Consider the following 12,504-nt stretch of genomic DNA (forward strand, 5'->3'; position numbering starts at 1 on the left):
AGGTCAGGGGTACGGAAACGACGCCGCCCCGGCCGGACACGAGGCCGGCCGGGGCGACGGAAGGAACAGGGCGTCAGCCGCAGTGCTCGAACGAGCTGGTGTAGGAGCTGGAGCCGATCGAGCCGCCCCACTTGACGCACTTGCCGGGGGCGCTCCGCTTGACCGGCCCGGCGTAGTAGGAGAAGTTGCCCGAATCGGTGGCCCTGCTCGCGCCCTTCGGCTCCAGGAACGCCGAGACGGGCGAGGCCGAGCCGAGCTTCGTCGTCTTGAGCGTCACGACGCAGTTGGAGCCGTTGCCCTTGTTGTAGAGCAGGTAGGTGCGGCCCCCGGTGAGCGCCGCCGAGTCGATGACCGCGTAGCCGCTGCCGCAGACGGCCGCAGGGGTGTAGCGGTTGCCGCCGCCACCGGTGGCACCGGTGTCGCCGCCTCCGCCGCAGGAGTTGGTGCTCTTGACGGCCTTCTTCTGGCCCAGGGAGACGGTCACGCCGTTCACGGTCGGGCTGGTGTTCATCGCGCCCGAGGAGGTGCGCTGCTCGTAGTGCAGGTGCGGGGCCGAGGAGCCGCCTGTCGAGCCGACGGTGCCGATCACGGTGCCCTGGCCGACGCTCATCGAGCTGCCGGCCGCCCGCACCATGGTCGACAGGTGGGCGTAGCGGGTGCGGGAGCCGTCGCTGTGGCGGATCTCGACCCATTGGCCGTAGCTCTTGCTGCCCTCGTTGCGGAAGGTGGCGGTGCCCGCGGCGGTGGCGCGGACGGTCTCGCCGTTGATGGCGTCGCCGCCGTAGGTCTGCCAGTCGATGGAGCCCGACGGGTTGTGTTTGGGCGTCCAGTTGTTGGCGTAGAACGTCTTGCCGCAGTTGAACGGGCTCTGATGCGTCACCGCGAGCGTCGCCGCGTCCTGCTGCCGCGCCATGGCGGCGTGCTGGGGGAGCATCGCCGCGGGGACGGCGAGCAGCAGGGCGGCGATCGTGGATCTGAAGGTCTTCGGCCAGGTCGGCGCGCCGGTGGTCGGCATGCTCACCTTTCTGAACGGGAACGAGGGGGGGACGCTGTCAGGCGTTCCGCCGCCTTGCGGTGCTGGAGTGACAGCCGGTAAGGCGGAGGTTCAAGAAGATATCTGTGAAAGATGTCTTCATCAACGCCTTCGGCGAAGGCGGCGGCCGTCGCCCGGCACCGTCGTCACTCGCCGGGCTCCTCCACGTACCGCAGCGTGACGGTCAGCTCGATCGCCGTCCCCGTCGCGGCCCGCGTCAGAGCGGCCAGCTCCGTCCCCTCCAGGCCCAGCGCCTGGGCGAGCAGCCGCAGCGACGTGGCGCGCGGCCTGCTCAGCGCGCCCGCCTCCAGCCGGCGCACCGTGCGCACGTTCAGCCCCGCCCGCGCCGCCAGCTCCTCCTGCGTCACCAGGGCCCGCTCCCGCCAGGCCCGCAGCAGCGCGCCCAGCGCCGGTTCCGCTCCCGTGGGAACCGGCGCGCCGCGCGGCGGGACCTCGTCCTCCGTGGCCGGTGCGGCCACGGTGATGTTCGCCAGCACCCGCATGGGCTCTCCTCCTTCCGTACGCCGGCACCGCGCCGGCCGGACCCCACTCTTCGCCGGGGTCCGGCCGCGCGGCAACGGCACCGGCCGTCCGTGTCCTGATCCCTGCGAACGCTGGCCGAAATCCGCGCGGGGCTCAGCCGGTGGCGAGCGCCTTCCGCAGCGCCGCGCCGAACGCGGCCGGGTCCGTGCCGAAGCCGCCGTGGTCGCCGGGGAACGGGGCGATCCGCGTGCCCAGCCGCTCGGCGACCAGCCGCGTGGCGCGCGCGTACGGCTCGTCCTCCGCCGTCGCCGCGCCGAGCGCCGGCACCACCCGCACCCCGGCCGCGCGGACGGCGGCGAGGTCGGGGGAGTGGCGGGAGAAGGACGGAGCCTCGTAGCCGATGAAGAACGCGGCGTTCTGCTCCATGCGGCCCATCATGGCCATGATCTCCGGGTCCGGCTGCCCCTCGGGGGCCTCGCCGCCGTCCGCGTCCTGCTGTTCCTGGTGTTCCCCGCCGCCGTCCAGGCCGGCGGCGAAGATCTGGTGCGCGGCGCCCGGGCCCTCCTTGTGGAAGGCCTCCTCGACGTCCTGGAACAGGACCCGCCAGCGGTCGCGCTCGGGCAGCAGCTCGAACAGGGGCGGCTCGTGGGCGACCAGCGTCCGCACCAGCTCGGGACGGCGGGCCGCCAGCTCCAGGCCGATCACCGCGCCGGAGCTGTTGCCGAAGACCAGGGCCGGCTCCTCCGGCGTGACGCCGACCGCCGTCAGCAGCCGAGCGGCGTCGTCGGCGTGCACCTCGACGCGCTGCGGCTCCGGCGGGCCGTCCAGGGGGCTGCGCGAGTTGCCGCGCCGGTCGTAGGTGACCACCGTGTAGCGGTCGGCCAGCGTCGTGGCGAGGGCCGCGAAGCCGGCGGCGTCGTACACGCCGCCGCAGATCAGCAGCAGGATCGGGCCGGAGCCCCGCACCTCGTGGTGCAGGGTCGCGCCGGGCGTGGCGAGCGTGCCGGTCCTGATGGCTTCCATGGTGTGTCTCCTCAGAGTGTTGACGGTGACTCCTTCACCGGGCAGTCGGAGCCGCTGCCGGCTTCTCGACACCCGCGCCGGCTTTTCTTAACAGAAAATCGTTGGCTCCCGCCGTGAGCGCTGCGGCAGCATGACAGGGCGGCGTCGGCATTCGGGAGGGCGGATGGCTGTGCTCGGATCACTCGTGGGCTCCGGAGAGCGGTCGTCCGCACGAAAATCGGCGGTCCTGCTCGCACTGCGCTACTACTGGAACGAACTGCGCCGGCAGTGGCCGGTCGCGCTGCCCGCGCTGACGCTCCCCGCCGTCGGCAACATCTGCCTGTTCTACCTGGCGCCGCTGGCGGTGGCCGGCCTGGTGGGGCACCTGGCGGGCGGCGGCGACGGGTCCGTCGGGTCGCTGCTGCCGTACGTCCTCGGCTTCGCGGGGATGCTCTTGGCGGGCGAGGCCCTGTGGCGGGTGGGCCTGCACTTCCTCAACCGTACCGACGCGCGCGGCATCGAGCGGCTCGGCGTCGTCGGCATGGACGAGCTGCTGGCCAAGGACGCCGCGTTCTTCCACAACAACTTCGCCGGCTCGCTGACCAAGCGGGTGCTCGGGTTCTCCTCCAGGTTCGAGGAGTTCGCCGACACGCTCGCCTTCTCGATCATGGCCAAGGTGGTGCCCCTGGGCTTCGCCTCGGTGGTGCTGTGGCAGTACCACCCGCTGCTGGTCCTGGTGCTGGTGGGCCTCATCCTGGTCACCGGATTCCTCGTCGCCCCGCTCATCCGCCGCCGGCAGGCTCTGGTCGACCGGCGGGAGGCGGCCAAGGTGCTGGTGTCGGGGCACGTCGCCGACGTGCTGGCGAACATGGACACCGTCCGTGCCTTCGCCGCCGAGGACCGCGAGGCCGCCGAGCACCGGGCCAGGGTCGCCGAGCAGGGCCGGGCGTCCCTGCGCTCGTGGGACTACGGCAACCTGCGGGTCGACACCGTCGTCGCGCCCCTGTCGGTGCTGACCAGCGCCGTCGGCCTGCTGCTCGCCGTGGCGCTGCGCGGCGGGCTGGGCGTGGAGGCGATCGTGGTGACGTTCACGTACTACACCAACACGATCAGCATCATGTTCGAGTTCAACCAGATCTACCGGCGGGTCGAGAGCGTGCTCACGGAGGCCGCGCAGTTCACGGAGCTGCTGCTGGACCCGCCGACCGTGGTGGACCCGCCCGAGCCGCAGCCGCTGCGCCCGGCCGACGCGAGCGTGCGCTTCGAACGCGTGCGCTTCGGCTACGCCGACGGCGATCCCCTCTTCGCGGATCTGGACCTCGACATCCCCAGCGGCACCAAGATCGGCCTGGTCGGCCAGTCGGGCGGCGGCAAGACCACGCTCACCCGGCTGCTGCTGCGGCTCATGGACGTCGACGGCGGCCGCATCCTCGTCGGCGGCCAGGACATCTCCCGGCTGCGCCAGGCCGACCTGCGGAGCCTGATCGCCTACGTCCCGCAGGAACCGGCGATGTTCCACCGCACGGTCCGCGACAACATCGCCTTCGCCCGGCCGGGCGCGACCGAGGCCGAGATCCTGCGGGCGGCGCGGGCGGCGCACGTCACGGAGTTCGTCGAGGCGCTGCCGGAGGGCTTCGACACCCTGGTCGGCGAGCGGGGCGTGAAGCTGTCCGGCGGGCAGCGCCAGCGCGTCGCGCTCGCCCGCGCCATCCTCCGCGACGCCCCGATCCTGCTGCTGGACGAGGCCACCAGCGCCCTCGACTCCGAGAGCGAGATCCTCGTCCAGGAGGCCCTGTGGCGGCTCATGCAGGACCGTACGGCGATCGTGGTCGCCCACCGGCTGAGCACGGTGGTGCGGATGGACCGGCTCGTCGTGCTCAACCGGGGGACCATCGTGGAGGAGGGCTCCCACAGCGAGCTGCTGCGGGCGCAGGGCCCCTACGCCCGCCTCTGGAGCCACCAGTCCGGCGGCTTCCTGCCCGAGGAGGACACCTCCGACGGGATCCAGGAGGCCGGCGCGGGCCGGGAGGTCACGGCCTGAGCCCGGACGCCGCCCCGGGTCAGGTCGGGGCGGGTTTGCGGGCCACGCCGCACACCGCGCTGACCACGCCGGTCCCCTCCGGCGGCTCGCCGGCGCCCGCGTCGGGACGCCACGCGGGTGTCGGCACCACGCCGGGGTCCACCGGCTCCAGCCCGGCGAAGAAGCCGGCGATGCGCTCAGGGGCGCGGAGCTGATAGGTGTTGGCCGCGCTGCCGTTGTAGGCGGCGACGGCCTCGACCAGCGCCGGGTTCGTGTCGACGCCGTCGCTCAGCACCAGGTGGCTGCCGGGGGCGAGCGGCTCCAGCAGCCGGGCGACGACGTCCTCCGGCGCGTCGTCGTCGGTGAGCTGCCCGGCGACGCTCAGCATCATGAGCGCCACCGGCTGGGACAGGTCGAGGGTCCGCGCCGCCTGCTCCAGGATGAGGCCGGTGTCGCGGACGTCCGCGTGCACGTAGTCCGTGGCGCCCTCCGGAGCGCCGACCAGCAGGGCGCGGGCGTGCGCCAGCACGATGGGGTCGTGGTCGACGTACACGACCCGCGACCCGGGCGCGAGGGCCTGCGCGACCTCGTGCGTGTTGTCCGCCGTGGGCAGCCCGCTGCCGACGTCCAGGAACTGCCGGATCCCGGCCTCCAGCACCAGGTGGCGGACGGCCCGGATGAGGAACGCGCGCTGCGTGCGGGCGACCGCCGCGAAGTCGGGGAACAGCCGCAGCAGGGTGCGCCCGGCCTCACGGTCCACGTCGAAGTTGTCGCTGCCGCCGAGCAGGAAGTTCCACACCCGCGCCGAGTGCGGGACCGTGGTGTCGATCTCGGCCCGGACGTCGTGCTCGCTCATCGGCCCGCTCCCCTCCCGTCATGATCCGGAACGAATTCCAGGCCATCACGGGAGGGAGGGACGGTCAAGCCTCGTCCTCCTGCTGAAGAGGAGGGGGGACGCGTTCGGCGCGCAGGCTGGTGACCGTGACGGTGAACAGGACCGTGACGATGACGCCGAGCGAGGCCGGCGTCGGGATCTCCGGCACCCACGCCCAGATCCCGTGCGCCCAGTGCAGCACCAGCTTGACCCCGATGAAGGCGAGGATGATGGCCAGGCCGTAGTTGAGGTGGCGCAGCCGGGCCAGCGCGCCGCGCAGCACGAAGTACAGCGCCCGCAGGCCGAGCAGGGCGAAGGCGTTGGTGGCGAAGACCAGGAACGGGTCGTCGGTGACGCCGTAGACGGCGGGCACGGAGTCGACGGCGAAGACGATGTCGGTGGCGAACACCGCGACGGTCGCCAGCGCCAGCGGGGTGATCGCGGTCCGGCCGTTCTCCCGCACCAGGAGCCGGAAGCCGTGGTAGCGGGGCGAGACCGGGACGAGCCGGCGCAGCAGCCGGACGCTGCGCATGGAGTCGATGTCCACGGCGTGCGCCTCGCCCTTGCGCGCCTCCCTGAGCACCTTGCCGGCGGTCAGGATGAGCACCGCGCCGAACAGCAGGAACGCCCACGTTCCGCTCTCCAGGGCCGCCGCCCCCAGCGCGATGAAGATCGCCCGGAGCACCAGAGCCCCGATGATGCCGTACAGCAGCACCCGCTGCGCCAGCTCGGCGGGCACCGCGAAGGCCGCCAGCAGCAGCATGAACACGAACAGGTTGTCCACCGACAGCGACTTCTCCACCACGTAGCCGGTGAAGAACTCGACCGCCACGCCGCCGTCGAACTCGGCCCACAGGTAGAAGCCGAACAGCACCGGCAGCACCAGGTAGAAGACCGACCAGCCGATCGCCTCGCGCATGCGCACCTCGTGCGGGCGCCTGGTCAGGACGATGTCGACGACCAACAGGACGAGCAGCGCGGCGACGGTGACCGCCCACAGCGTGAAGGACGCGATGGAGCCGGACGTGCCGGACGCAGCCGAAAGTGTCCCCGGGGACATGGAACCTCCTCGAACGTGACTCAACCGTTCGAGGTCTCCTTCACCCGGGGGTAGCGGGCCGCCGTCCGGGGACGCTCAGGTACGTCCGTACTGACCGGATCGGCGCTTGCGAAGTACTCCCCTCGCCACGCTGAGCGTAGACCAGATCAGGACGTACCTGAACCTTTCCGGCCGAAGTCATGGCCGGAAAGCCCCATCGCGCGGCTCTTACCCGGTGGGCCGGGTCCCGTTCACGTGCGCGTGACTTCGGCCACGCATACGGCCGCCCGCCGCCATCCCGGCCGCCGCCAGGCCCGTGAGCGCGATCCAGATGCCGACGACGACGTTGTTCAGCACGGCTCCACCCGGGACCGCGCCGCCGTAGACGACCCAGGGCGCGATGATCGTCCAGACGCCGATGATCGGCGTCACCCAGGCCAGCCCGTGGGTGCGGCCGTAGGCCGTGGCGAAGCCCACGGCGAGGGCCGCCACCGCCAGACCGGTCACCAGGTTGTTGACGGTGAGCCGGCCGGCCTGGGCGAAGCCCGCCACCCAGGGCGAGATCGCCAGAAAGAGCCCGGCGAGAAAGGTGAGCCCGTCGAGCGCCTGGAAGAGGCCCCGGCAGGCCGCCTCCTCGTAGTGCTGCCGCGTTTCCGCCATGTCGGGACGCATCCGCGTCCCCGGTGTTCGGACCATCGTGCACCGCCTTCCTGAGATGCGCGGACCTCGGTGCCTCATGCCCTCATACCCCTGGTGAGGGGCCTATTCAAAGGAGCCGTCCTCCAGCCGCCGTACGGCCTCGGCCAGCGTCGGCTGGATGTCCAGGAACCTGTCGAGGCCGCGGTCGCGGAAGATGCGGCGGGGGAGCGGGCCGACGCCGAAGACGACGAGGCCGCCTCCGGTCGTGCGCACGTGCCGCTCGGTGGCCAGCAGGACGGTCAGCCCGTACGAGTCCGCCGAGGTCAGGCCGCTCAGGTCGATCGCCAGCAGCGGCGGGTCGCGCACGGTCAGCGCCCGGGCCAGCGCGTCCTGCAGGACGGGGCAGGTGTCCATGTCGAGCGGCCCGCGCACGGTCACCACGACGACCCGGTCGCCGGCGGGGCGGTCGCCGACCTCCAGCCGGCGCTCGCCTGACGGGCTCACCGGCCCACGCCCGCGACCAGGTTGATGGTGAGGGCCAGGATGACGGCCCCGAACAGGTAGGACAGCAGCGCCTGGCGCAGCACCGCCGCGCGGAACCCCGCGTTGTTCAGCTCGGTGTCGGAGACCTGGAACGTCATCCCCACGGTGAAGGCGAGGTAGGCGAAGTCGGTGAAGCGGGGCCGGGGGTCCGTATCGTGGTCGTGGAAGTCCACCCCGCCGTAGGGGCCGGGGGAGTAGTACATCCGCGTGTAGCGCAACGTGAAGATCGTGTGGACCACCGCCCACGAGACCACCACGCTGACCACGCCGACCCCCACGTGCAGCACCAGCTCCTCCGGCGTGTCGGCCTGGACGACCAGGTAGGCCACGGCCACCAGGCTGGCCACCGCGGCGACCAGGACCGCGAGGTCCGCCCCCGCCCGTGAGGGGTCCTCGCTCCCGATCGCGGAGGCGGTCGCGGGGCCGTCGAGCCGGCCGATCCGCCACCAGGTGCTCGCGAGGAAGGCGAGCCCGGCGGCGTCCCAGCCGATCAGCGGCACGAAGGACGCCGGCACGAGGGCCACGGCCACGGCCATGACGACGACCCCGATCACGGCGGCGATCTCCGCTGTCCGCCGCGCCGCGGCCCCCGCCAGCCAGGACACCCGCTTCGGCCGCACCACCTGGGATCCCTCCGTTCGCCCGCCGCGTCGGGTCCAGGCTAGCGCCGCGGGCCGCCCCGGATGATCTCCCGCGGTGCGGGTCGCGCACACTGACCTGCTCAGAAGTGGAGTGATCAACCTCTTAGCGGGCACAGTCTGCAAGTCAGACATAACTCTCTGTAGTGGGTGAAGGAGGGAGATGTACCGCTCATTCGGCATCGCCGCCGCACTTCTCACCGGCACGGCGCTCCTCGGCGGCACGGCATGGGCCTCGGTGGCCTCGCCCGCGAGACCGCCGAAGCCGTCGCGGCCGCACTTCGCGCGGGCCGAGAACATCGCGCACCGCGCGGGCTCCGGCGTCGCGCCCGAGAACACCATCGCCGCCTGCGTCAGGGCCAGCGCCTCGGGCGCGGACCGGTGCGAGTTCGACGTCCAGCAAACCAAGGACCAGCAGCTCGTCCTCATTCACGACGAGACGCTGGACCGCACCACGAACGTCGAGGAGGTCTTCCCCGACCGCAGCCCGTGGCGGGTCTCCGACTTCACCCTCGCCGAGATCCGCCGCCTGGACGCCGGGTCGTGGTTCTCGCCGCGCTTCCGCAACGAGCGCGTGCCCACGCTCCGGCAGGCCCTGGAGATGCTGGGCAAGGGCAGGGCCGGGCTGCTCCTGGAGATCAAGCACTCGCCCCGCAGCCCCGGCATCGACAGCCGGGTGGCCGCCGAGCTGCTGGAGACCAGGGACCTGTGGGAGGGCCGGCGCCTCGCGCTCCAGTCATTCGACCGGCGGGCGTTGCGTACGCTGCACCGCGCGGTGCCCGACGTCCCCATCCTTCTGCTCGGCGGGAGCGGCGCGGAGCTGTCCGAGGTGGAGGACTTCGCCGACGCGCTCGTCCTGCCGCACGCCGCCCAGCTCAGCGCAGGGCAGGTGCGCCAGATCAAGGCGCGCGGCCTGCGGGTCTACGCCGGCCCGACGGACCGGCCGCGGGTGCAGCGCCGCCTGCTCTCCCTCGGCGTGGACGGCATCATGACGGGCGTTCCTGCCCGCCTGCGGGACGTGCTGCGCTATTGACGTCCGTGACGCGCTTGTCAGACCTTGCCCGCGGCGCTCAGCCCTTGCCCGCGGCGTTGACGATGCGGGTGGTCGAGCGGCCGGGGATGGCCTCCATCTCCCAGCAGTCGGCGCCGAGGATCGCCGCCGCCGCGGCGCGGGCCCCGGCGTGCGGGTCGCCCGCGGTGTGCGCCAGGGCGCGGGGGCTCATGGGGGCGAGCAGGTCGATGTAGTCCTCCGGGCCGTGCGCCTCGGGCGGGCCGGTCACGATGAAGACGCCCGCGACGAACCGGAGCGCGGCCAGCACCTCGGCCCGCTCGGCGGCGGGGTTGAGCGGGCGGGTCGGCCCCTTCCACGCGCGTACGCGGGGGTCGTCCTCGACGCCGACGACGAGCGGCAGCCCGCGGGCCGCCACGGCGCCGAGATAGCGCACGTGGCCCACGTGCAGGATGTCGAAGACCCCGGTCACGACCGCCGCCCCCGGCCGGTCGTACGGCTGCACCCAGAGGGCCTCCAGGCTGCTCACGCGACCTCCTCCGCTGCCCTGCCGGCCTCGACGGCTCCGCCCCTGGGCCTAGACGATTCGTCGATCGCAGCGTACTCGGTCGCTCAGGAGGGCCGTGCAGGTGACCATGGGAAAGTGCATTCCTACCTTTTGGCGAGGCTCCGGAAGGTGGGCGCGGCGCGTCTCATAACGCCGCCCGGGTACGGGCACGATCATGGGGGAGGTCGCTGATGCCGGACTTTCACCGCGTTGACGGGTCTGTCGGCGGGGTTGTCGACGAGTTCGCCGACGAGTTCGTCGACGGGGGCGACCTCGTGGTCCGGTTGCCGGGGGCGCCCTCTCAGGTGGCGCGGGCGCGGGGGGTCGTCACCGACGCGCTGGGCCGCGACCATCCGCTCCACGACGACGTGGTGCTGCTCACCAGCGAGTTGGCCACGAACGCGGTCCTGCACACCCGCTCCGGCGCCGGCGGCTCGTTCACGGTGAGCGTGACCAGCTCGCCGTCCGCGGTGCGGGTGCGCGTCGAGGACGCCGGGTCGGACGGGCCGCCGTGCGTGTGCCGTACGGGGGCGCAGTCGACCAGCGGGCGGGGCCTGCCGCTCATCGAGGCGCTCAGCCACCGCTGGGGCTTCACCCGCGAGAACGGCTCGACCACGGTCTGGTTCGAGCTGCTGCTGGCCGGCGTCGCGGCGGTCGCGGTCTAGCGGCTCATCCGGCCGCCCGGCCGGGGCGGTCCCCGGGGAGCGGGATCCACTTGTGGGACCAGGTGACCAGCTCGTCCAGCACCGGGCGCAGCTCCTCGCCCATCTGGGTCAGGTGGTATTCGACGCGTACGGGTGACGTGGGCAGGACGCGGCGCTCGACGAGCCCGGCCGACTCCAGCTCGCGCAGGCGGCGGGCGAGCATCGTGTCGTTGATGCCGGGGATGGCCGCCTTGATGTCGCCGTAGCGATGCGCGCCCTTGAAGATCATGTGGATCACCGCGCCGGACCAGCGGGCGCCGATCAGCTCCAGGGCGATGTGGAAGCGCGTGCAGACGGAATCCGAGCTCACCTCTTGATCCTACATTTGCTAAGGAATGTTGAGCTACTCAATAATGTTGAGTGCTGCGTTCCGGCAGCTAGAGCACGAGGAGAGTCATGAACAAGCCCGTCCTGCAGGTCATCGTCGCCAGCACCCGCCCCGGCCGCGCCGGCCGCGCCGTCGCCGACTGGTTCGCCGAGCGGGCCGCCGCCTCCGGGCTGTTCGAGGTGGAGCTGGTGGACCTGGCGGAGGTCAACCTGCCGTTCCTGGACGAGCCGCACCACCCCCGGCTGCGCCAGTACGTCAACGCCCACACCAAGGAGTGGAGCGCCACGGTCGAGCGCGGCGACGCGTACGTGTTCGTGACCCCCGAGTACAACCACAGCTTCAACGCCGTGCTGAAGAACGCGCTGGACTACCTGCACCACGAGTGGCAGTACAAGCCGGCCGGCTTCGTCAGCTACGGCGGCGTCTCCGGCGGCACCCGCGCCGTCGCGGCCCTGCGCTCGGTGATCAGCCTGCTCAAGATGGTTCCCGTGCCGGAGGCGGTGCACATCCCGTTCCTGCCGCGCTTCCTGGCCGAGGACGGCACGTTCCGCCCCGCCGAGGAGACCGTGGCCGCCGCCGACGCCATGCTGGCCGAGCTGGCCAAGGTCGGCGGCGCGCTGCGCCCGATGCGCCTGGCGTCCTAGTCTGGGGCGGCCTCACACGTCGAGGCGGCACAGCCCTTCGGCGAGCGCCTTCGTGGTGAGCCTGGTGCGGCTGTCGCAGCCGAGCTTGGCGAAGATGTGCTCCAGGTGCGTGGTCACCGTGCGCACGCTGAGCACCAGCGCGGCGGCGATCTGCGGGTTGGAGTCGCCCGCCGCCACCCGGGTGAGGACGTCCACCTCGCGGCCGGTCAGCTCGTACGGCAACGCGCACGGCCGCTCCCCGGCCACCGCCCCCTGGAGCGACCCCTGGAACCCGACGCCGGCCCGCAGCAGCCGCAGCTCGTGCCAGCGCCCGCCGCCGTCCAGCCAGAGGCCGTGGCGGCTCAGCTCCCGCGAGTCGATGAACGCGCGGGCGTAGGCCGCCACGGCCGGATCGTCCCAGAGCGCCGGCGACGGCTCGCGCCCCGGGACCTCGCGCCGGACGCCGAGCCGGTCGAAGGCCACCGCGCGGAAACCGGGCGGCAGGCCGACCGGGTCGATCACGCACCGGCTCAGGTCGGTGAGGTGCGCGAGCAGCGGACTGACGGCCGACACCACCGCCCCCATGCGGCCGGGGAACGCGTCGCGCGTGGCCAGGTGCAGCAGCCCCGTGTAGCGGCCCTCGGGCAGGAACAGCGGCGCGGTCAGGCCCGCCCGCCAGCCGTAGGGGGCGAGGTGGCGGCGGAAGTAGCGCTCGGTGCAGGGATCGGGCATCGGCACGGGGGAGCGGGTCGCGCGGGCGCGGCGGTAGGCCTCCAGCCCGGCGTACTCCTCGGCGGCGTCGCGGTCGATCTGCCGGTGGCCGTCGGAGACGACGCTGTGGTGACGCCCGGTGGCCGGGTCGAAGGCGACGAACTCGTACGCGTCGAGCGGCACCACCCTGCGCAGCGCGGCCATCGCCGCGTGCGCGTCGCCGCCGCCCGCCACCTGATAGCCGACCTCCGCGAACGCCCGGAGATGGCGGACGTCCAGGGTGATCTCGGCCATCGCCCCTTTATACCATT

Annotated in this window: 15 protein-coding genes; 4 read left to right on the forward strand and 11 right to left on the reverse strand. The window is 72.6% G+C overall.

All coding sequences use genetic code 11. The features are described from left to right. Positions 1 to 73: 73 nt before the first annotated feature. The 3 genes from AC27IY_RS00550 to AC27IY_RS00560 form a co-directional block, all read right to left on the reverse strand. Positions 74 to 1,015, reverse strand: coding sequence for a M23 family metallopeptidase (locus tag AC27IY_RS00550; RefSeq protein ID WP_487176737.1), 942 nt, complete (start codon positions 1,013 to 1,015; stop codon positions 74 to 76). A gap of 164 nt (positions 1,016 to 1,179) precedes the next feature. Next, positions 1,180 to 1,536, reverse strand: coding sequence for a helix-turn-helix domain-containing protein (locus tag AC27IY_RS00555; RefSeq protein WP_487176738.1), 357 nt, complete (start codon positions 1,534 to 1,536; stop codon positions 1,180 to 1,182). A gap of 133 nt (positions 1,537 to 1,669) precedes the next feature. Further along, positions 1,670 to 2,539, reverse strand: coding sequence for an alpha/beta hydrolase (locus tag AC27IY_RS00560; protein ID WP_487176739.1), 870 nt, complete (start codon positions 2,537 to 2,539; stop codon positions 1,670 to 1,672). Between the two features lie 163 nt (positions 2,540 to 2,702). Between AC27IY_RS00560 and AC27IY_RS00565 the strand changes: the two genes are divergently transcribed. Next, entirely contained in the window at positions 2,703 to 4,559 is a 1,857-nt protein-coding gene (locus AC27IY_RS00565) for an ABC transporter ATP-binding protein (protein ID WP_487176740.1), read from the forward strand. A gap of 19 nt (positions 4,560 to 4,578) precedes the next feature. Here AC27IY_RS00565 and AC27IY_RS00570 read toward each other — a convergent pair whose 3' ends face one another. The 5 genes from AC27IY_RS00570 to AC27IY_RS00590 form a co-directional block, all read right to left on the reverse strand. Continuing rightward, the gene (locus tag AC27IY_RS00570; protein WP_487176741.1) at positions 4,579 to 5,394 is read right to left on the reverse strand and encodes an SAM-dependent methyltransferase; all 816 of its coding nucleotides are present in this window, start codon (positions 5,392 to 5,394) and stop codon (positions 4,579 to 4,581) included. Between the two features lie 64 nt (positions 5,395 to 5,458). Continuing rightward, entirely contained in the window at positions 5,459 to 6,472 is a 1,014-nt protein-coding gene (locus tag AC27IY_RS00575; RefSeq protein WP_344205712.1) for a TerC/Alx family metal homeostasis membrane protein, read from the reverse strand. 207 nt (positions 6,473 to 6,679) lie between these two features. Then, the gene (locus tag AC27IY_RS00580) at positions 6,680 to 7,111 is read right to left on the reverse strand and encodes an SPW repeat protein (RefSeq protein ID WP_487176742.1); all 432 of its coding nucleotides are present in this window, start codon (positions 7,109 to 7,111) and stop codon (positions 6,680 to 6,682) included. 102 nt (positions 7,112 to 7,213) lie between these two features. Beyond that, positions 7,214 to 7,594, reverse strand: coding sequence for an STAS domain-containing protein (locus AC27IY_RS00585; RefSeq protein ID WP_423447788.1), 381 nt, complete (start codon positions 7,592 to 7,594; stop codon positions 7,214 to 7,216). Then, a complete protein-coding gene (locus AC27IY_RS00590; protein ID WP_487176743.1) occupies positions 7,591 to 8,256 on the reverse strand; it encodes a DUF1345 domain-containing protein in 666 nt (221 codons plus the stop codon). The genes AC27IY_RS00585 and AC27IY_RS00590 overlap by 4 nt, the downstream gene beginning before the upstream one ends. 178 nt (positions 8,257 to 8,434) lie before the next feature. Here AC27IY_RS00590 and AC27IY_RS00595 point away from each other — a divergent pair, with 178 nt between their 5' ends. After that, positions 8,435 to 9,304 (forward strand): glycerophosphodiester phosphodiesterase, encoded by an 870-nt coding sequence (locus AC27IY_RS00595; RefSeq protein ID WP_371252709.1) that lies wholly within the window; start codon positions 8,435 to 8,437, stop codon positions 9,302 to 9,304. A 37-nt stretch (positions 9,305 to 9,341) separates the two neighbouring features. Here AC27IY_RS00595 and AC27IY_RS00600 read toward each other — a convergent pair whose 3' ends face one another. Then, positions 9,342 to 9,809 (reverse strand): adenylyltransferase/cytidyltransferase family protein, encoded by a 468-nt coding sequence (locus tag AC27IY_RS00600; protein ID WP_344205719.1) that lies wholly within the window; start codon positions 9,807 to 9,809, stop codon positions 9,342 to 9,344. A gap of 209 nt (positions 9,810 to 10,018) precedes the next feature. Between AC27IY_RS00600 and AC27IY_RS00605 the strand changes: the two genes are divergently transcribed. Continuing rightward, the gene (locus tag AC27IY_RS00605; protein WP_344205720.1) at positions 10,019 to 10,492 is read left to right on the forward strand and encodes an ATP-binding protein; all 474 of its coding nucleotides are present in this window, start codon (positions 10,019 to 10,021) and stop codon (positions 10,490 to 10,492) included. A 4-nt stretch (positions 10,493 to 10,496) separates the two neighbouring features. On the opposite strand, the gene AC27IY_RS00610 is transcribed toward AC27IY_RS00605, so the two are convergent. Then, on the reverse strand, positions 10,497 to 10,841 hold the full coding sequence (locus tag AC27IY_RS00610) for a winged helix-turn-helix transcriptional regulator (protein ID WP_423447780.1): 345 nt from the start codon (positions 10,839 to 10,841) through the stop codon (positions 10,497 to 10,499). A gap of 86 nt (positions 10,842 to 10,927) precedes the next feature. On the opposite strand from AC27IY_RS00610, the gene AC27IY_RS00615 reads away from it, so the two are divergent. Beyond that, complete coding sequence (locus tag AC27IY_RS00615; protein ID WP_423471984.1) at positions 10,928 to 11,503, forward strand: NADPH-dependent FMN reductase; 576 nt, start codon at positions 10,928 to 10,930, stop codon at positions 11,501 to 11,503. A 12-nt stretch (positions 11,504 to 11,515) separates the two neighbouring features. On the opposite strand, the gene AC27IY_RS00620 is transcribed toward AC27IY_RS00615, so the two are convergent. Then, positions 11,516 to 12,487, reverse strand: a complete 972-nt coding sequence (locus AC27IY_RS00620; protein ID WP_449957546.1) for a helix-turn-helix transcriptional regulator — start codon at positions 12,485 to 12,487, stop codon at positions 11,516 to 11,518. Positions 12,488 to 12,504: the final 17 nt, after the last annotated feature.

It is taken from the genome of Nonomuraea sp. B208 (genome assembly GCF_057536035.1).